Annotated in this window: 16 protein-coding genes; 5 read left to right on the top strand and 11 right to left on the bottom strand. The window is 68.5% G+C overall.

Translation table 11 applies throughout. From position 1 onward, the window contains the following. The first annotated feature begins 45 nt into the window (after positions 1-45). The 3 genes from ACZ5ZX_RS08170 to ACZ5ZX_RS08160 all read left to right on the top strand — a co-directional run bounded on the left by ACZ5ZX_RS08170 (position 46) and on the right by ACZ5ZX_RS08160 (position 2442). Positions 46-663 carry a TetR/AcrR family transcriptional regulator gene (locus tag ACZ5ZX_RS08170; protein WP_465501292.1) on the top strand — a complete coding sequence of 206 codons (618 nt, stop codon included), beginning with the start codon at positions 46-48 and terminating at the stop codon, positions 661-663. A 187-nt stretch (positions 664-850) separates the two neighbouring features. Beyond that, positions 851-1651 carry a L,D-transpeptidase gene (locus tag ACZ5ZX_RS08165; protein ID WP_465501291.1) on the top strand — a complete coding sequence of 267 codons (801 nt, stop codon included), beginning with the start codon at positions 851-853 and terminating at the stop codon, positions 1649-1651. A 68-nt stretch (positions 1652-1719) separates the two neighbouring features. After that, positions 1720-2442: a choice-of-anchor P family protein gene (locus ACZ5ZX_RS08160; protein WP_465501290.1), complete on the top strand. Its 723-nt coding sequence runs from the start codon at positions 1720-1722 to the stop codon at positions 2440-2442. Between the two features lie 88 nt (positions 2443-2530). Here ACZ5ZX_RS08160 and ACZ5ZX_RS08155 read toward each other — a convergent pair whose 3' ends face one another. The 5 genes from ACZ5ZX_RS08155 to ACZ5ZX_RS08135 form a co-directional block, all read right to left on the bottom strand. Continuing rightward, on the bottom strand, positions 2531-2788 hold the full coding sequence (locus ACZ5ZX_RS08155; RefSeq protein ID WP_465501289.1) for a hypothetical protein: 258 nt from the start codon (positions 2786-2788) through the stop codon (positions 2531-2533). 23 nt (positions 2789-2811) lie between these two features. Beyond that, the gene (locus ACZ5ZX_RS08150; RefSeq protein ID WP_465501288.1) at positions 2812-3702 is read right to left on the bottom strand and encodes an AurF N-oxygenase family protein; all 891 of its coding nucleotides are present in this window, start codon (positions 3700-3702) and stop codon (positions 2812-2814) included. Then, positions 3699-4580 (bottom strand): crotonase/enoyl-CoA hydratase family protein, encoded by an 882-nt coding sequence (locus ACZ5ZX_RS08145; RefSeq protein ID WP_465501287.1) that lies wholly within the window; start codon positions 4578-4580, stop codon positions 3699-3701. Before ACZ5ZX_RS08145 ends, ACZ5ZX_RS08150 begins: the two co-directional genes overlap by 4 nt. Next, positions 4570-5169, bottom strand: coding sequence for a TetR/AcrR family transcriptional regulator (locus tag ACZ5ZX_RS08140; protein ID WP_465501286.1), 600 nt, complete (start codon positions 5167-5169; stop codon positions 4570-4572). Before ACZ5ZX_RS08140 ends, ACZ5ZX_RS08145 begins: the two co-directional genes overlap by 11 nt. 97 nt (positions 5170-5266) lie before the next feature. Further along, positions 5267-8845 (bottom strand): CARDB domain-containing protein, encoded by a 3579-nt coding sequence (locus tag ACZ5ZX_RS08135; protein WP_465501285.1) that lies wholly within the window; start codon positions 8843-8845, stop codon positions 5267-5269. A gap of 264 nt (positions 8846-9109) precedes the next feature. Between ACZ5ZX_RS08135 and ACZ5ZX_RS08130 the strand changes: the two genes are divergently transcribed. After that, a complete protein-coding gene (locus ACZ5ZX_RS08130) occupies positions 9110-11071 on the top strand; it encodes a GTP-binding protein (RefSeq protein WP_465501284.1) in 1962 nt (653 codons plus the stop codon). Beyond that, entirely contained in the window at positions 11068-11814 is a 747-nt protein-coding gene (locus tag ACZ5ZX_RS08125; RefSeq protein ID WP_465501283.1) for a GAF and ANTAR domain-containing protein, read from the top strand. Before ACZ5ZX_RS08130 ends, ACZ5ZX_RS08125 begins: the two co-directional genes overlap by 4 nt. Before the next feature lie 106 nt (positions 11815-11920). Here ACZ5ZX_RS08125 and ACZ5ZX_RS08120 read toward each other — a convergent pair whose 3' ends face one another. From ACZ5ZX_RS08120 to ACZ5ZX_RS08095, 6 genes are read right to left on the bottom strand one after another with little or no spacing between them, the layout of a single operon-like run. Further along, entirely contained in the window at positions 11921-13066 is a 1146-nt protein-coding gene (locus tag ACZ5ZX_RS08120) for a Gfo/Idh/MocA family protein (RefSeq protein WP_465501282.1), read from the bottom strand. After that, positions 13063-13857 (bottom strand): sugar phosphate isomerase/epimerase family protein, encoded by a 795-nt coding sequence (locus ACZ5ZX_RS08115; protein ID WP_465501281.1) that lies wholly within the window; start codon positions 13855-13857, stop codon positions 13063-13065. Before ACZ5ZX_RS08115 ends, ACZ5ZX_RS08120 begins: the two co-directional genes overlap by 4 nt. Before the next feature lie 24 nt (positions 13858-13881). After that, positions 13882-15750 carry a DUF2264 domain-containing protein gene (locus ACZ5ZX_RS08110; RefSeq protein WP_465501280.1) on the bottom strand — a complete coding sequence of 623 codons (1869 nt, stop codon included), beginning with the start codon at positions 15748-15750 and terminating at the stop codon, positions 13882-13884. Continuing rightward, positions 15747-16751 carry a hydroxyacid dehydrogenase gene (locus tag ACZ5ZX_RS08105; protein ID WP_465501279.1) on the bottom strand — a complete coding sequence of 335 codons (1005 nt, stop codon included), beginning with the start codon at positions 16749-16751 and terminating at the stop codon, positions 15747-15749. The genes ACZ5ZX_RS08110 and ACZ5ZX_RS08105 overlap by 4 nt, the downstream gene beginning before the upstream one ends. Then, on the bottom strand, positions 16748-17602 hold the full coding sequence (locus tag ACZ5ZX_RS08100; RefSeq protein WP_465501278.1) for a carbohydrate ABC transporter permease: 855 nt from the start codon (positions 17600-17602) through the stop codon (positions 16748-16750). Before ACZ5ZX_RS08100 ends, ACZ5ZX_RS08105 begins: the two co-directional genes overlap by 4 nt. Next, on the bottom strand, positions 17602-18555 hold the full coding sequence (locus ACZ5ZX_RS08095; protein WP_465501277.1) for a carbohydrate ABC transporter permease: 954 nt from the start codon (positions 18553-18555) through the stop codon (positions 17602-17604). The genes ACZ5ZX_RS08100 and ACZ5ZX_RS08095 overlap by 1 nt, the downstream gene beginning before the upstream one ends. Positions 18556-18566: the final 11 nt, after the last annotated feature.

Genomic DNA, 18566 nt, shown 5'->3' with positions numbered 1-18566 from the left:
CGTGAGCGGCGCAGCCACCGCTGTCAAGTCGAGAGGGAGGGCGCCGTGCCGAAGGGACCGACCAAACGGCGACCGCAAACGCTCGCCCGCCTGCTCGACGCGGCCTTCGACGCCTTCGCCGAACTCGGCTTCCACGCCGCGACGATCCCGGAGATCTGCCGCCGGGCCGGCTACACCCACGGCGCCTTCTACTCCAACTTCGCCAGCAAGAACGAGCTGTTCTTCGCCCTCTTCGACCGGCACGCGGCCAAGGAGATCGACCGGCTGACCGCGATCGCCGCCGATCTCGAAGTACGGACGCTCGAAGAACTCGCGGTCCTGATCTCACACACCGACGAGGAGGACCGGAGCTGGTTCCTGGTCAGCACCGAGTTCACCCTCCACGCCATCCGCGACCCCGAAGCCGCGGCACGGCTCGCCGAGCACGACGCCCGCATCCGCGCCGAGATCGTCCGCGTCCTGGAAGCGCTGCTCCAAAGGACCGGCCGGACGACCGACGTCGATCTGAACCAGCTCGCCAGGCTGTTCATCGCCATCCGGGAAGGTGGCCTGGCGCAGAGCTACGTCGAACCCGGCGAGCTGCCACCGGGCAGCCTCGACCGGGCGTTCCTCCCCCTCATCTTCGACGCCGTCGCAGCCGGCCCGTCCCGAGAAGATCGATGAGCGGCCGGATGTGCGTATTTCCGCACCGCGCTTTCGTATACGCATAACAAAAACACCTTTCTTTCAATTTTTACGCGCCCCGGGTTGGACCGGGATATCGATGGCGCTACGCTCTCGTCGCGTCGCCTGATCAGGCCACACTTTCTTTGCCTGCTCGTCAATTCTCACCGTTCAGGGATTGGGATGTATGGAAAGCAGTGATGTCGCCTACCCCCGGCCGCGAAAGCGTCGCCGGGCGCGAATCCGCGGTTTCGCCGCGCTGATCGTTCTGCTGGCCGCGGGCTGCGGCAGCGACCCGGTGCTCCCGGCCCCGGCAGCGGTCGGTCAAGAGGATCTGACCCAGCTGCCCGAGGCCACCACGTTCGGCACGCTCGCCGACGCGGCCAAGGACTCCGGCGGCGCGGCCACCGGCAAGGTCGTGCACCCCAAGGACGACCTCGTCGTCTACCAGGGCATCGGCGGCAAGGCCGTCGCCAAGCTCCCGTCGATCCAGGTCGGCTCCCCCACCTGGGTCCCGGTGATCGCGGAACAGGGCCCGTGGGCGGAGATCCTGCTCCCGACCAGGCCCAACGCTTCCGCGGGCTGGATACACCTCGACCCGGCCAAGGTCGAAACCGCCCAGAACGACTACACCATCAACGTCGACCGGGCGGCCTTCTCACTCGAGCTCACGCGTTCGGGCGAGGCACTGGGCAAGTGGACGATCGGCACCGGGAAACCGGAATATCCGACCCCGCGAGGCCGGGCATTCCTCTTGGCGTCGATCGAAGAAACCGTGAACAAGTACAGCCCGATAGTCCTGCCGCTGAGTGCGCATTCGGAATCACACGAGACGTTCGGCGGTGGTCCCGGCACGGTCGGCATCCACACCTGGCCGGACGACAGTTTCCTCGGGCAAGCGAATAGCGACGGCTGTATCCGCGTCCCGAAGGCGGCACTCGACGAGCTCGCGAAAGTTCCCTTGGGCGCCATTGTCAACATCGTCTGAACAATTCTTGAAAGGGTAATGATTTGTTCACCAGAAAAGCTCTCGTCGGCGGAGTCACCCTCAGTCTGGTGGCGCTCACGGCCATCGCACCCGCGGCAGGCGCCACCGGCCACGGCAGCTCGGCGTTCGCCTTGTCCGCCTCCGGTCTGCTGAAGATCGACCCGGTCCCCGCAGTCGACGGCTCGGACGGCTTCCAGCAGAAGTCGCTCGCGGAATTCTCCCTGCCGCTGCAGCTGGTCAAGCTCAACCTGCTCAACGCGCGGGCGAGCGAGGACAGGGCCAAGGCCAGCATCAAGGAAGTCAGCGTGAACCTCGGCGGGCTCATCGGCGAACAGGGCAAACCGCTGGTCAGCGCGTCGGCCATCGAAGCGGAGTGCAAGAACGGCAAGGGCACCTCGTCGCTCGCCAAGGCGAGCATCGGCGCCACCAAGCTCGACGTCGCCGCCGCACCGAACACCGCCGTCGGCGTCGAAGGGCTGGCCTCGGTCACGCTGAACAAGCAGGTCAAACACAAGGACGGCTCGTTCACCGTCACCGCGCTGTCGATCAGTGTCGACGGAATCCAGACGCTCGACCTCGCCTCGGTGACCTGCGCCGCGGGCATCGGAGACGGCGACGGCTCGACCACCGAGCCGCCTTCCGGCAAGCCGACCCACGGTAAGCCGACCACCGCCAAGCCGAGCGTCCCGGCGACCTCGACCACCACGAAGCCCGCCGGCGACAGGCCCACCGCCGACGGCAAGGCCCCCACTCCCACCCCGGCCAAGGCTCACCTCGACGTCACCGGCTGACCTCTCCCCGCGAAGTCCGTGAAGGCCTCCTTCCCTACCTTGAGAGTAGGGAAGGAGGCCTTCACGGATCTTCCTGACCGCGACGGCCTCAACGCCGCGAAAGGACCCGCCTGGCCAGCCATCCGGCGTAGACGGCCAGCCCCGCGGCACCGGCCTTCCGCGTGGGCCGGGCCGCGATCGCGAGTCCGATGGCGAGTTCGGTGGCACCGTTGCGATAGGTCCAGTTACGGACGTCGTCCGCGAACGCCATCCGCGTAACGGGTTCGAAGGCGGCCGGGGCGGCGAAGTGGGCGAGGCCGGTCGCGGCGATGGTGAGGCCGAGGACCTGGCCGGTACGTGCGGACATGGGTTACCTTTCCGGTTTTTCGTTCAGTCGAGGACGCCTGCGCGGCGCCACAGCCGACGGCTGGGGCCGCCGATGAGGCCGATTTCGGTGAAGTGGTCGACGGCCTTGGCCGCCCACGTCGCCTTGGTCCGGCGCCAGTGCGGGTTCACGGCGGCGACCTGGCGGGCTTCGCGGGGGTCCAGTCCGACCGAGGTGTATGCCTTGGGATGCAACAACTCCGACGTCGCGACATAGGCCATGGCGGCGATCGCCCATCGGATCAGCTCGCGGCCGACACGGCCGTGGCGGGCCCAGGCCCTGCCCAGTTCGTCTTTGGCGAAGCTGATGTGCCGGGCTTCTTCGAGGACGTGGATGCGCGAGATCATCCGGATCATCGGTTGCAGGTCGGAGTCACGCATCATCTCGCGCTGCATGCCGTCGGCGAGTTCTTCGACGTAGATGGCTCCGGCGAACAGCAACGCCGGGCCGCAGAGGGCGCCGAACACCTTGCCCGCCCGGTGCGCCGAACGGCTGGGGCGCCGGACGACGCCGCCGGTCTTCGCGATCGAGCGGGCGAACATGGTGCTGTGACGGCATTCGTCGGCGATCTCGGTGAGCGCGTACTGGGCGTTGTGCGTGGTCGGGTCGCTGTTGTACACGTGCCGTACCAGGCCTTGCATCAGGATCAGCTCGAACCAGATCCCCGACGCCGCCGCGGCCGCGGCCTCCTGGCGGCTCAGTTCGCCCCGCTGGTCTTCGTCGAGGCGTTCCCACAATTCGGTGCCGTACAAGGAACAGCGTTCCGGAGCCTTGCCGTACGCGCCTTCGACCAGCGGCGCCTGCCAGTCGACGTCGATGTCCGGGTCGTAGGAAAGCCGCGCGGAGGAACGTTGCAGGCGTTCGGCGACCCGTTCGCTTTCGGTGTTCGCGGTCATGACGACCTCCTCGAATCGGTACTGTCCGGCAGCGGTCCGCCGCCGTCCGGGATGACCTGTCCGGAATCGCGGTAGGCCACCGCCTCGTGGAAACCGTCGCGTTCGGCGAACTCGCGGAACCAGCGGCCTTCCGGGGTGTGCCGGGTGACGCCGTCGAAGAAGGTCGCGAGGGTCTGGGTGCCGGAGAGGCCCATGTTGTCGTAGGCCTGGTTGATCATCAGTTTCTGCATCACCAGCTGGTTCGTCGGCACGCCCGCCATCCGGTCGGCGAGTTCTTCGACGGCGGCTTCGAGCCGATCGGGTTCCACCGCGTCGAGCGCGAGCCCCCAGTCCGCCGCGGTGGTGCCGTCGATGGTGTCGCCGGTGAGCAGCATCCGCTTCGCGCGCTGGGCACCGACGCGGTAGACCCACATCGCGGTCGTCGGACACCCCCATACCCGTGCGGGCGGATAGCCGATACGCGCGTCGGAAGCCATGATCAGCACGTCGCACGAGAGCGCGATGTCGCTGCCGCCGGCGATCGCGTGTCCCTGCACCTGGCAGATCGTGGGTTTCAGCGACCGCCACAGGCTGAAGAAGTCGTCGGTGTTGCGCTTCATCACCCGGTAGTCCTTGACCGGATCCCAGACCGGGCCTTGATTCCAGCGGCCTTCGCGGTCTCCCTCGGCGAACTGCTTGAGGTCGTATCCGGCGCAGAACGACCGGCCCTCGCCGCGCACCACGATGACCCGGACCGCGTCGTCCTCGTTCGCCCGCTCCACGGCTTGGCGGATCTCGCCGGGCATGACGTCGTTGATCGCGTTGAGCCGCTCGGGGCGGTTCAACGTCAGGTAGGCCTTTCGGTCTTCGACGCGATAAGTGAGCGTCTCAAACGCCATCGGAGCCTCCCAGCGCACGGAGGGTGAAGGTGACCAGGTGCGGGATCGTGTCCGGACCGCCGTCGCCTGCCAGCGGGCCGACCAGCATTTCGGCGCCCGCGCCGACCAGCGCCGCGGCGGTCGCCTCCGCGTCCTGCGATGGCAGCAATCCCCTGGCGACGCCGTCGGCGATGTTCCTGGCGATGACCTCGCGGAACGCGCGGCGGAACACCAGCCGTTCGGCCTCCACCACGGCGTCGACGGGCTCGGCGAGCAACGCGTACGCCAGCCTCGGCGCCTTCAACGCCCGGCCGGCGAACGTCTCGATCACCGCGACGACCCGCTCCCGGACGTCGCCTCGGGACGCGGCGGCCTCGACGGCGGTGACCTCCCGGGAGACCACTTCACGGAAGACCTCGACGACCAGATCGGCCTTGGACGGGAACTGCCGGTAGACGCTGCCGGTGCCGACGCCCGCCCGCGCGGCGACCGCGGCCATGGAGCACCCCGCGTAGCCGGTCTCGGCCAGCAACGCGATGGCGGCGGCCAGGATCTCCCCGCGCTGGGAATCCAGCCTGGCCTGTGTCTTCGGGGTACGTCGGTACGGCACGCAAAGAGTGAAGCACGGATTCCGCACTTCAGCAACGCCGCGTTTCGTCCTCTGAGTGCGGCACTTGCGCGGCACTCAGAGGACTACCGCGGGGCACTCAGTTGCGGTTGATGGTGAACGTGGTCGTCTTGTTGCGGATGTCCTCGGCGTTGTCGCTCAGGGTCAGCCCCGTGAACGTCGCCGAGCCGACGGCCGGACCCTGACCGGGTTCCGGCAGCTCGTTGGCCCAGATCCCGATCCCCGACTTGGCGTCGAACTCGTCACCGCTGCGCTGCGCGCCGGTGATCGACACGTTCGTCAGCACCGTGTCCTCGACCGGGAACTCCGCACGATCGCCGGTGTACTTGGTCTGGAACATGATGCCGCTGTACGTCGGGCTCTGGATGTCCACATCGGACACCCGGATACCACGGAACTCCTTGGAGGCGGAGAACATCCAGATCGCCGGGAACGTCTGCTGCCCCCAGAAATGACCACCGGTACGGACCAGCGAGACGTTCTGGACGGTCGTCGGCCGCGGACCGAACCCGAGGAACGGATAGCCGAAGTCCAGCGAGCTGATCGTGATCCCCGAGTACGTCAGCGTGTCCGCGATGTAGAGGTTCCGGAAGGTGTTGTCGTACCCGCCGTACACCGCCAGTCCGGCCGCACGCCACGGAAGCAGCACGGTCAGGTTCTCGAACACGTTGTCGTACTGGTTGCCCTGGTTGATGTCCGTGGCGGTGAACAGCGCGAAACTGTCGTCACCGGTGGAGCGGGCCTCGTTGTTGGTAATCCGGTTCCCGGTGCTGCCGTTGGTGAAGTTGACCCCGTCGGCGAAGGTGTCGCGGATCCGCGTGTTCTTCACCGTGGTGTTGTCCACATTGGTCGCCCAGAGCAGGCACATCTGGTGCTCCACCCAGATGTTGTCGATGGTCATGTTCGAGACGTTCGTGAAGTTGAAGACCTTCCCCGGACCGTCGATACGCGAGGTGTAGTTCCCGAACACGGAGAACCCACCGAACGTCGACCCGCTCGCGCTCGCCTGCGCGTCGAACCCGATGTCGGTGTTCTCCTGCCCGGACGGCGCGGTGAACCTGGTGAACCACGGCCCGGCGCCGATCATCGTGATGGGCTTGCCGTACACGGTGACCTTGTTCGACATCGGGTATTGCCCCGGCGGCAGGTAGACACCGGTGAGGTTCGGGTCCTGCCGGACCTTGTCCAGCGCGGCCTGCACGTCCTGCTGGCTGAATCCGGCCGGGACGGCGTAACGCGCCGGATCGGGGTTCGCGGCCGCGGTCGCCAGTTCGAAGTTCACGAAGTCGATCGCATACGTCGAACCGTTCGCCGCGTCCTTCTGCAGCTTGATCTTGTGCCCGGCGGGCACGGTGGTGCCGAGCAGCATGCTGGCCTCGTCGTAGACATGCCGTGCCGGCCCGGCCCCCGGCGAGTTCTGCGGGGACGCTTCGGGACCGTAGAGCCAGGCGTGGCGCGAGGTCAGGTCGATGGCCTTGAGGAAGGTGCCGTCGACGTAGACGTTCAGCGTCGAGTTCTGCCCGCCACCGCCCGCGGCGTCCGGTATCGAGAACCGGGTCACCAGGGTGTTCGTCGCCGCGCGGGTGGTGAACTCCACCGAGCCGCCGGTCGCGTTCAGCGTCACGGCCTTGCGGCCCGACGCCTCACCCGCGAGGTCGCCGATCTTCCGGTTCGGGCCGATCACGGACGCGCCGCCCGCGACCACACCGTCTTCGGCCTCGTACATGTCGTACGGCATGTTCGCGCCGCGGCCGACGAACAGCGCCTGGGTGCTCGTGTTGTTGCCCTGTTTGGCGGGCAGCTCGTTGGCATCGTTCGCCACGACGGTCTTGACCGTGTACCGGCCGTTGCCCGCGGTCCAGGTGCCGACGTTCACCGGCGCGGCGGTGGCACCGGCCGCGATCTCCCCGGTGTAGGAGCCGGTGAGCGTCTTGACGACGGCACCGTTCTGGTCGGTGATCGTCACCGTGACGTCGTGTGCCCCGCCCGAGGAGGCGACCGTGCCCTGATTGCGCAGCGTCGCGCTGAAGGTGACCGTGTCACCCGCTGTGGGGTTGTTCGGCGACCAGGCGGTGGCCGCGACGAGGTCGGAACTGGCCACCGGGCTGACGACGAGTGCCGTCGAAGCGGTGTAGGAGTTGTTGTTCTCGTCCTGTTCGATGACGGCGTTGGCCTCGTCGACCTTCGCGGTGACCTGGTGGCTGCCCGCGTCCCGGGTGCCGATGTTCGCCGACACCGTCGTCGACGCCCCGGCCGCGAGGGCGCCGACCTGCGCCGTCCCGGCCTTCGTCGTACCGAGGTAGAGGTTGACGTTCGTCGCGCCCGAGGCCGCGGTCCCGGCGTTGCGGACCGTCGCCGACACCGTGATCTCGTCGGACTCCACCGGATTCCGCGGCGACCAGGACACGCCGGAGACTGTCAGGTCGGGGTTCGGCGCGGGGACACCGAAGACCTGGAACTCCGCGGCCTGCCCACCGGGCGCACCGGAGTTGGTGGTGATCCGCAGGCGGACGTCGGCGGCGCGGCCACCGACCGGGATGGTGACGGTGTTTCCGCTCGACGGAGTGAAGGTGTACGTCTGCGCGGGCACCAGCGTGGTGAAGTCCGCCGCACCCTGGTCACGCCCTTCGACGGCGATCGTCTGCGTCCGCCGGCTCCAGGCCGGATCCGGGTTGAGTTTCACCACGACCCGGTCGAGGTCGGCACCCGCGCCGAGCGCCACGGTCAGCAGGTTCGGGTACGCCGAGCCTTCCCAATAGGTGGTCACGGAGTCGTCGTTGGCGTTGGCCGCGACGTAGGAATGCTGGACGGAGGACGCCGTGATCGGCTTGCCCAGCGCGAGATTCGTGCCGGCCTGGGTACCGGGGCGGGTCACGGTGCCGCTGTTCGCCGAGTAATTCCCGGCGGCGTCGCGGGCACGGACGACGTAGGCGACGGTCGCGCTGTCGGGCTGATCGTCGGTGTAGGTCAGCACGTCCCCGGCGACGCTGCCGCGGAGCCGGCCATTGGCGTACACGTCATAGGCGGCGACGCCGGTGTTGTCGGTCGACGCCGTCCAGGTGAGCCGGATCTTGCCGCTCGACGGCTCGGTGTAGGCGAGATTCCCGGGCGCGGACGGCGGTTGCGTGTCCCCACCGGCCGGGCCGTGCACCTCGAACTCCGCGAGCTGGGCGGCGGGCCAGCCGGTGTTGGCGGTGATGTTCAACCGCACGAAGCGGGTGTTCCCGGTGAGGTCGACGTTGACCGTGTTGCCGGCCGCCGGGTCGAACCGGTAGCCGGCCGAGGGCACGAGATCGGTGAAGGCCGTGCCGTTCGCGCTGCCCTGCACCGCGATGGTCTGGGTGCGGGCTTCCCAGTTCGCGGGCAGTTTGAGCACGAGCCTGGCGAGGTTCGTCGCCGCGCCCAGATCGGCCTGGATCCACTGCGGGAACTGGTTGTTCGTGCTCTCCCAATAGGTGGCCTGATTCCCGTCACCGACGTTCGAGACGGGATATCCGGCGAGCTGGCTACTGGCGGTGTAGGTCGCCGAGGCGGTTTCAACCGCGGCAGTGGTCGCGACGGTGGCTGGAGCTTCGCTCGCCGCGATGGCGGGTGGGGCCAGGAGAAGGGACAGGGCGGCGTACGTCACCGCGCGCGACAGAAGGCGCTTCGTGCTCATGGCATTCCTCTGATCCGGGGAAGGGAGGGAGAGCTGAGCGGATCTTCCTGACTCTTGTCAGGTTCTTGCACTAATTTGTTCGAGAATTACAGCTCATGGGCCGCGCCAAGTCAACGCTCCGTCGGTAAATCGCGTGACCGGCCGGAAACACGCTGCTAACGTCCGGCCCGGCCAGGTGTTTCCGAGAGAAGGAGAACCGCGTGCGGTGCGCTGTCGAGTCCCCGAGTCGTACGGACCTTTCGACAGCCCTGGAGCCGTTCATCCATGGAACACCTGAACATCGGAATTCTCGCCCATGTCGACGCCGGTAAGACGAGCCTGACGGAGCGCCTGCTCCATCACACCGGGGCCATCGGCACCCTCGGCCGCGTCGACGCCGGGGACACGCGCACCGACACGATGGAGCTGGAACGCCGCCGCGGCATCACCATCCGCTCGGCCGTCGTCGCCTTCCGCGTCGGTGACCTGCGGGTCAACCTGATCGACACCCCCGGGCACCCGGACTTCATCGCCGAGGTCGAGCGCGCGCTGCGGGTGCTCGACGCCGTCGTCCTCGTCGTTTCCGCCGTCGAGGGAGTACAGGCGCAGACCCGGGTACTCATGCGCGCCCTCGCCCGGCTGCGGCTCCCCGTGGTGATCTTCGCCAACAAGATCGACCGCGCCGGTGCCCGCTACGACGGGCTCCTCGCCGACCTCACCGAACGCCTCGGCGTCGCGTGCGTGCCGATGTCCGACGTCGACGACCTCGGCACGGCGGCCGCGAGGGTCCGGTCGCGACCGGTCTCACCGTCGGCAGGGCTCGCCGAAACGCTGGCCGAGCACAGCGACGACTTCCTCTCCGCGTACCTCGACGGGATGCCGACCGCCCGGGATTACCGGGCCGAAGTCGTCCGTCAGACCCGGCGCGGCGTCGTCTCCCCGGTCTTCTTCGGATCCGCGCACAGCGGCGAGGGGATCGCCGAACTGACCGACGGCATCCGCGAATTCCTCGCGGGGACGGCGAAACCCGCGATCGACGACCGGCTGCGGGCCACGGTGTTCAAAATCGAACGCGGCCGCGCCCACGAGAAGATCGCCTACCTCCGTGTGTTCTCCGGCGAGATCGGCGCGCGGGACGTCGTCCGGTTCCATCGCCGGGGCCCCGGCGGGGTCATCACGACGGAGGCGAAGGTGAGCGCGGTGCGCGTCTTCGAGGTCGGCGACGGCACCGTGGAGGCCCGCGCCGGGGCCGGGCGGATCGCCAAGGTCACCGGCCTCAAGGAGATCCGGATCGGCGACCAGGTCGGTGTCTTCGACGCCGAAGGGGCCGCGGCCCAGTTCCCGCCGCCCGCGTTGGAGACCGTGGTCGTTCCCGCGCGGCTCGGGGAAACGCCTTCGGTCTTCGCCGCCCTGCAAGAACTGGCGGAACAGGATCCGCTGATCTCCGTCCGGCAGGACGACGAGACACGCCAGATCTCCGTACGGCTCTACGGCGAGGTGCAGAAGGAGATCATCGCGGAGACACTCGCCGGACAGCACGGTCTCGACGTCGGGTTCGCCGCCACGCGGACGATCTGTGTCGAGCGGCCGATCGGCACCGGATCCTCGCTGTGGGAGATCACCGAGCCGCGGAACCCGTACTTCGCGACGCTCGGCCTCCGTGTGGAACCCGGCGCTCCCGGTTCGGGACTGACCTTCGGCCTCGACGTCGAACTCGGCTCCCTCCCCCTCGCCTTCCACAAGGCCATCGAGGAGACGGTCGAGGCGGCACTGCGGCACGGGCCGTCCGGCTGGGAGGTCGTCGACTGCGCGGTGACCGTGACCCGCACCGGCTACTTCAGCCCGGTCAGCGCGGCGGGCGACTTCCGCAAGGTCGCTCCGCTCGCGTTACGGGAGGCACTGGCGGAGGCGGGGACCGAGGTGCTGGAACCGATCAGCCGCGTCGAACTGGAGCTGCCCGCCGATGTGGTGAACGCGACACTGTCCCGGCTGATCGAACTCGGCGGCGTCGTCACCGGTTCGGTGCTCCGCGGCAACCGGGCCGAATTGACCGGCACCCTCCCGACCGGACAGGTCACCCGGTTCGAACGGCAACTTCCCGGGCTTTCCCACGGCGAGGGCCTGTTGACCAGTGAGCCGGGCGGCCACCGGCCCATGGTTAGGCCGAATCGTGCAATGCCCCCGCACCCGGACCGAGTAAGTTCGGAAGGCCGGCGCAACCAGGCCGGCCAGGGGGAAGGGACATGATGGATCAGTTTCGCGACACCACCTCGGCGTTGCGAGAGCTCACCGAGTCGATCCGGCTCGACGAGTCCCGCGACGAGCTGCTGGTGCGGGTGGCGAAGAAAGTGGTCGGTCTACTGCCCCAAGCGGACGCGGCCACCGTCACGCTCTACGAGGACAACGAACCGAGCACCGTCGCCGCCACCGACGATTCCCTGCTTCCCTTGGACAAGACCCAGTACAGCGCGGACGAGGGGCCGTGCCTGACCGCGGCCGAAACCGGGACGATCGTCCGGACCCGGCTGGAGACCGCGGCCGTCCGCTGGCCCGATTTCGCGGCCGCGGCCGAGCAACTCGGTGTCCGGACCGCGCTGGCCTGCCCGTTGTTCCTCCCCGACGACGGCCACGGCTACCGGCGGCGCGAAACCGAGCCGCTGGCGGGCGCGCTCAACGTCTGGAGCTACACCGAGAACGCCTTCGACCCGGTCGAGTCGGCGCTGATCGCGATGTTCACCTCGGCGATCTCGGCGATCATCCTGACCGCGTCCCGCTGGGCCGCCGCCGAAAAGCAGGCGGCGACCCTGGTCGCCGCGCTGGAGACCAGGGACGCCATCGCCACCGCGAAGGGCATCGTGATGGCGCGTCTGGAGCTGAACGCCGACGAGGCGTTCCGGTGGCTCACGGAGGCGTCACAGCACACGAACCGGAAGATCCGGGAGATCTCGGTGCTGATCGCCGAAGACCCGGGAGCGGTCTTCGGACGCTAGGCAGGTAAGGCAAAGTGCCGGTTCGGCGAGAGCGCGATTCACTGTGTGGATTTTGATGCGTTAGATGAAACAAAATCCACACAGTGCCGCACGTTCGAAACGCCACTCACGAACCGGCCAGCGAGACCCGGCGGTTCTCCCGTGACGACTCGAGGCCTGCCTCCGCGAGCCGGATGCCGCGTACGCCCGCCATGAAGTCGTAGGGATGCGGCGCGTCCTCGACGACGTGCCGGATGAACTGCTCCCACTGGGCGCGGAAGCCGTTGCCGAACTCCTCGTTGTCCGGCACCTCCTGCCACTGGGAGCGGTACGACTGGGTCTCGGCAAGGTCGGGGTTCCACACCGGCTTCGGCGTGGCCTCCCTCGGCTGGATGACGCACCGGTGCAGTCCCGCGACCGCGCTCCCGCGTGTGCCGTCGACCTGGAACTCCACCAGTTCGTCGCGGTGGACCCGCACGCACCAGGACGAGTTGAGCTGGGCGATGACGCCGCCTTCGAGCTCGAAGATCGCGTACGCCGCGTCGTCGGCGGTGGCCGTGTACCGCTCCCCCTTCTCGTCGACGCGCTCCGGGATGTGGGTGACGGCCTTCGCGGTCACGGCGTTGACGGCGCCGAAGAGGTTCTCCAGCACGTAGTTCCAGTGGCAGAACATGTCGACGACGATGCCGCCGCCGTCTTCGGCGCGGTAGTTCCAGCTCGGACGCTGCGCGCTCTGCCAGTCACCCTCGAAGACCCAGTACCCGAACTCGCCGCGCACGGAGAGCACCTGGCCGAAGAAGCCGCTGTCGAGCAGCCGCTTCAGCTTGAGCAGACCGGGCAGGTACAGCTTGTCGTGGACGACGCCGTTCTTGACCCCGGCCGCCTCCGCGTGCCGCGCCAAGGCGAGCGCGCCTTCGACCGATTCCGCGACCGGCTTCTCGGTGTAGATGTGCTTGCCCGCGTCGATGGCGCGGACGATCGACTTCTCCCGGACGGCGGTCAGCTGCGCGTCGAAGTAGAGCGGGAGGTCGTCGTCGCCGAGTGCCGCGTCGAGGTCCGTGGTCCAGCGAGTCAGCCCGTGCCGCGTGGCGATCTCTTCGAGCTTGTCCGCGTTGCGGCCCACCAGTACCGGCTCCAGCCGGACCCGTGACCCGTCGGACAGTTCGACGCCGCCCGCCTCGTTGATCGCCAGGACCGAGCGCACCAGATGCTGACGGTAGCCCATCCGCCCGGTGACGCCGTTCATCAAGACGCCGAGTGTCCGCGTGGTCATCCGTTCTCCTTTGAAAGCGCTTTCTCACTATCGAGACTCAAGAACCAGGTGGCGGCCGCGCGTAACGGCGCGACCACCGGCGCGATGTCCGGGTACCACGCCTTCTCCCATTCCAGGGAGATCCAGCCCGCCCAATCCCGCAGCAGTCGGGCGCATTCGCCGAGCGGGACCGCGCCTTCCCCCGGCGGGACGGGTGTCGTGTCCACGGCCGAGACGGCGTCCTTGACCTGGAAATATCCGAGATGATCGCCGAGCGCCGCCCGGGTCTCGGCGGGTGTCTCGCCGGAACGCCACGGATGCAGCGCGTCCCACAGCACCGCGACGCGGGCGGGGTCGCCGAACGGTTCGACCAGCCCCATCGCGGCCTTGCCGGTCGGATGGGAGTCGTGGGTCTCGACCAGCAGGCGAACGCCGGCGGAGGCCAGTTCCTCCAGCACCGCGGCGATCCGGTCGTGCGAAGGGCCGTCGCCGCCGGGGAAGACCCGGATGGAAGGGGCACCGAGACCGTGCGCGAGGTTGATCAGCGCACGCAATTCGGCGATCACCGGCTCGTCCGGGCCAGGAGCGCATACCTTCGCGTATCCGGCCACGCAGGCCACTTCCAGGCCGGCGTCGGCGATCAGCGCCCGCACCTGCGCCGTTCCGCGTTCGGAAAGTCCACTATGGACGGCTTCGTCGGGATGTGCCCGCAGTTCGAGCCCGTGACAGCCGTTGGCGGCGGCGACCTCGGCCGCCACGGCCACGGGCACACCGGGCATACCCAGTGTGCTCACGGCGAACCGTCGGTTCACATACCCTCCCTCGACCGGTGCCGCTCAATCTTGAAAGCGCTTTCTCACGGTGTCAAGTGAGGGACTGGTCACCTCGATCGGGTCGAAGGTGACCCGGGTGACGAAGGCGTCGGGCCAACGGACCTCGAAACCGGCCGGTCCGGTGACGACCTCGACGTCCTCCGGCGGTTCGGCGGAAAGAGACGCGAGGGCGAGGTAGATCCCGGTGCCTTCGACCTCCGCGGTCAGCCGCGGGACCACGGCCCACCGGGTGAACGCCGTGCCCTGTGGCGCGCGGAGTTCGTCGTGCCCGGTCCAGCCGTGCAGCGGTCGCAGCACCGACTCGCCAGGGTCGGTGGCCCAGCCGGTGAGTTCGACCTTGGCCCCGGGCGGCGAGCCGAGCACGCGGTGCGCCCGCAGTTCGTACCGGCCTCGCGCGACCGTCACGCTCTCGACCCGCAGGCCGGGGACCATCGGCGGCCCGGATACGAAGACCGGCTTGTGCCACGACGCCGCCCACCCCCAGCCGTCCCCGTTCCCGGCCCCGAGCGGCTGGATCCGGCGCCGGGCACTCCGCACGCCGCCGAGGACGACGGCGAAATGGTTGTCCCGGACATTGCCCGCCGCCGTCGGCCCCGTCCTGGTCGAGTAGGCGTGCCGCGCGTACAGCGGGTCTTCGCCCTCGGCGGAGTCCGGTTCGTACGGGCGGACGTGATCGCTGCCGTGGTTGTGCAGCCGGACGACCCCGTCGGCTCGCGTCGTCTGCACCAGAAAACCGGCGGACGGTACGGCCAGCACCGTATCCGGCCCCTCGCTCGGCGCCCTGCCCTCGACATCTGTCCACAAAGGATCGTGCGGCGGAGCCAGCAGGCAGACGAACGCCTTCGACGCCCAATACGGGGAGCCCGGCCCCGAGTAGTGCTGCAACGACGCGTCGTGCGGACCGTGCCAGCCGAGGCTCAGCAGCCCGTCTTCACCCACCGAACCACGATCGAGGAAGTACTTCAGCGTCCCGCTCATCAGGCGCCGCGAGACACCGGGATCGAGCGGCGTATGCCCGGTGAGCGCCCCGAGGCCGATCGCCGAGGTCGCGGCGAACCGGTAGACCATCGACCGTCCGAAGTAGACAGGCCCGCCGTCACCGCCGAAGAGCAGCCGGAAACCCTCCAGATGTTCACGCAGCCGTTGCCCGTGGACCGACGTCTCCCCCGCCAGATACCCGTCGAGCACCGGATACAGATGCAAGGCCCAGCCGTTGTACTGATCGAACGCGCGGCCGTCACCGTCCGCGTACCAGCCGTCGCCGCGATACCAGGTCTCCAGCAGGGCCAGCGCCCGTTCGCGGGCACGGGCGGTTTCGGCGTCACCTCGCCCGACCGCCTCCAGGAAACCCGCGACCGCGTACGGGAAGAGGTACCAGTTGTTCGGCGCGGGCACCTGCCGCAGCGCGCCCCGCAGCCAGTGTTCGACGCGGTCCTGGACGCCCGAGTCGAGCCGGTCCCACAGCCATTCCCTGGTCAGTCGCAGCCCCAGGGCGACTGACGCGGATTCCACCATCGGCTGTCCCTGGACGTCGTGGTCCAGGATGAGCGGCCACGATTCGGCGTCCTCGCGGCCGGGTTCGCGGGTACCCGCGGCGATCCCCTCGGCGTACCGGCCGAGCCAGCCGTGCGGATCGTCGCCCTTGGCACCGGCCACCCGGAACGCCGCGGCGAGGAAGGTACGCGCGTAACCCTCCAGCCCGTCCGAGCGGACACCGCTGCCCGACGGCCTGCCCGGCAGGTCGAGGAACGCGCCACCAGGGCTCGTCCAGCGCCAGGCCGCGTCGAGCAGACCGTCCGCGACCGCCTCCCAGTGCCGCCGCGTGTACCCGGTGTGCGGGCTCAGTTCCCTGTCCTCAGCGGGGACCTTCATGCGATCCTTCCGAGCCTTTCGCGCTTGACCGGATGGGCGAAGCCCGCACCCGAAGCCCAGCGTGCGACCTCGGCGACGGCGAGATCGGCCAGCCGCCGCCATTCGTTGCCCTGCGATCCGGCCAGATGCGGGGTGATCAAGACGTTCTCGATGGTCCACAAAGGATGGTCGCTCGGCAGCACCTCGGGATCGGTGACGTCGAGGACGGCCCTGATCCGGCCGTCGGCGGTGACGTCGGCGAGCGCGTCCTGGTCGACGACCGCCCCGCGCGCGGTGTTGATCAGGACGGCGTCGGGGCGCATCGCGGTGAGCAGCTCCCGGCTCACCAGGCCACGGGTCTCGGGCAGGAGCGGGGTGTGCACGCTGACGACGTCGCCGCGCGCGAACAGCTCGGCGAGCCCGACCCGCTCCACGCCGAGCGCCGCCGCGTCCGCGTCGGTCACGTAGGGGTCGTGCAGCAGGATCCGGAGGTCGAACGGCCGCAGCAGGTCGATCACCCGGCGCCCGATCAGCGACGCCGACAGGATCCCCACGGTACGGCCGAAATTCCCGACGTCGGCCGGAGTCGAAAGCCAGTCTTTCCGCTCTCGGGTCCTCCGGTAGTCACGGGCGCTTTCGAAGACGCGTTTGCCGGTCAGGAGGATCATCGACACCGTGTACTCGGCCACCGGGAGCGCGTTGGCCGACGCCGCGGACGACACTTCGATCCCCCGGTCCCAGCAATCGCCGGTGACGTGCCCGTGCACGGATCCGGCGGTGTGGACGACCGCGCGCAGCCGTGGTGCGGCCGCCAGCGCGGCGGCGTCGAGCGGCGGGCAGCCCCAGCCGGTGACCAGTACCTCGACGTCCCGCAGCACGTCGAGCGCTTCGGGGGTGGTGAAGTCGTCGAGCACCGGATCCGCGACGAGGTCGCAGACCCGGCCCAGTTCGGCCAAGGGTGCGGGGGTGAGCACGGCGGCCGCGGCCTCCTTGCTCATCGCCAGCGCGGCGCGAACCCTCACTTGACCGCCCCCGCGGTCAGCCCGGATCGCCAGAACCGTTGCAGCATCGCGAAAGCGACGACGAGCGGGACGACAGCGAGCAGAGAACCCATGATCACCACCGGATAGTACTCGGGCGAGACCGACGCGGAACTGTTCCAGGAATAGAGACCGAGGCTGACCGGGTACAGCTTCTGGTCGGAAAGCATGACCATCGGCAGGAAGAAGTTGTTCCAGATCGCGGTGAGCTGGAACAGGAAGACGGTGACCACGCCGGGCGCCAGCATGCGCAGGGCGACCGTCCAGTACATCTTCAGCTCGCTCGCGCCGTCGATCCGCGCGGCTTCCAGCACCTCGTCGGGTACATAGCCCTGGCTGAAGATCCGGCCGAGGTACACGCCGAACGGGTTGAACAGCACCGGGATGAACACCGCCCAGAAGGTGTTGACCACACCCGCTTCCGAAGCCATCAGGTACAGCGGCAGCGCGAGCACCGTCTGCGGCACCATCACCGCGGCCAGCACCAGGCCGAAGAGCTTCTCCTTGTGCCGGAACCGGTATTTGTCGAAGGCGTATCCACAGGCGATGCTCACCAGCGAACCGACCGCGGCGCCGACGACGGCGTAGAGCAGGCTGTTGACGTACCAGCGGCCGTAGATCCCACCGTCCATCGCGAACAGGTCGCCCACGTTCTGCAGGAACGAGAAACCCTTGGCGGAAAAGAGATCACTGCCGAAGAGCGCGTCACGATCCTTCGACGCGGCGAGCACCAGCCACAACATCGGCAGCACGGTGTACAGCACGGAGACACCGACGACGACGTTGACGGCCGACCGGCCGAGCAGACGCGGCCTCAAGGCGGGAGCGGTCATCAGCTGTTCTCTCCCCGGTCTCGGTTGGACCAGCGCGTCACGCCGTAGGACAGCGCGATGGTGCAGGCCAGAAGGATCACCGACGCCGCCGCGGCGAGCCCGTAGTTGTTGCGGGTGAAGGCCGCGTCGTAGATGTACATGCTCGGCGAGAAGCGGGCACCGACCATCGGCGTCGACTGACTGAGCAGCATCGGTTCGGTGAACAGCTGCAGTGCCCAGATCAGGGCGAACAGCACGACCATGACCACCGAAGACCGGATGAGCGGCGCCTTGATGCGCACCGCGGTCCGGACCGGACCGGCGCCGTCCACCACCGCGGCCTCGATCACCTCACGCGGGATCGCCTGCAGCGCGGCGTAGAAGACCACCATGTAGTAGCCGAGGTTGCTCCACAGCGCGATGTTCACGATCGACGGGAGGACACCGTGCACCCCGAGGAAGTTCACCTCGATGTCGGCCTTGCCCAAGAGCTCCACCACCGGGCTGAGTCCCGGTGTGTAGAGGTAGACCCAGATCAGCGCGGCGATGATGCCGGGGATGGCGTGCGGCATGAACAAGGCGAGCTGCGCCGACGCGCGCAGCCGTGCCGCGCCGGAATCCAGCAGCAGCGCCAGCACGAGCGAGCCGAGGACCAGTAGCGGGATGTAGATCAAGCAGTACAGGGCGACCACGCCGAGTCCGCTGAGGAACGTCGGATCGGACAGGACGGCGGCGTAGCTGCGGAACCCGGCGAACACCGTGGCCTCCGGGCCGAAACCGAGTCCTGGCTGGTCGTCACCGAAGAAGCTCAGCCAGACGGCGGTGCCGACCGGGATCAGGAAGATCGTCACGAGGAGGGCGAAGAACGGTGTCATCAGCACACCGGCGGCGAAATGCTCGCGGCGTCGCGATCTCACGCGTGGCCCGTTCTTCGCGGGCGGCCGCGCGACTGGTGGGGACAGGGTCGCGGTCATCGAGGGGGCAC

It is taken from the genome of Amycolatopsis sp. NPDC033938, assembly GCF_055575975.1.
Note: the sequence above shows the minus strand (reverse complement) of the source record. Positions and strands in the feature narration are given on the sequence as shown.

Coding starts and splice junctions, on each gene's coding strand:
- ACZ5ZX_RS08165 (WP_465501291.1), top strand. CDS start 851: ATGGAAAGCAGTGATGTCGCCTACCCCCGGCCGCGAAAGCGTCGCCGG.
- ACZ5ZX_RS08155 (WP_465501289.1), bottom strand. CDS start 2,788: ATGTCCGCACGTACCGGCCAGGTCCTCGGCCTCACCATCGCCGCGACC.
- ACZ5ZX_RS08150 (WP_465501288.1), bottom strand. CDS start 3,702: ATGACCGCGAACACCGAAAGCGAACGGGTCGCCGAACGCCTGCAACGT.
- ACZ5ZX_RS08145 (WP_465501287.1), bottom strand. CDS start 4,580: ATGGCGTTTGAGACGCTCACTTATCGCGTCGAAGACCGAAAGGCCTAC.
- ACZ5ZX_RS08135 (WP_465501285.1), bottom strand. CDS start 8,845: ATGAGCACGAAGCGCCTTCTGTCGCGCGCGGTGACGTACGCCGCCCTG.
- ACZ5ZX_RS08130 (WP_465501284.1), top strand. CDS start 9,110: ATGGAACACCTGAACATCGGAATTCTCGCCCATGTCGACGCCGGTAAG.
- ACZ5ZX_RS08125 (WP_465501283.1), top strand. CDS start 11,068: ATGATGGATCAGTTTCGCGACACCACCTCGGCGTTGCGAGAGCTCACC.
- ACZ5ZX_RS08120 (WP_465501282.1), bottom strand. CDS start 13,066: ATGACCACGCGGACACTCGGCGTCTTGATGAACGGCGTCACCGGGCGG.
- ACZ5ZX_RS08110 (WP_465501280.1), bottom strand. CDS start 15,750: ATGAAGGTCCCCGCTGAGGACAGGGAACTGAGCCCGCACACCGGGTAC.
- ACZ5ZX_RS08100 (WP_465501278.1), bottom strand. CDS start 17,602: ATGACCGCTCCCGCCTTGAGGCCGCGTCTGCTCGGCCGGTCGGCCGTC.
- ACZ5ZX_RS08095 (WP_465501277.1), bottom strand. CDS start 18,555: ATGACCGCGACCCTGTCCCCACCAGTCGCGCGGCCGCCCGCGAAGAAC.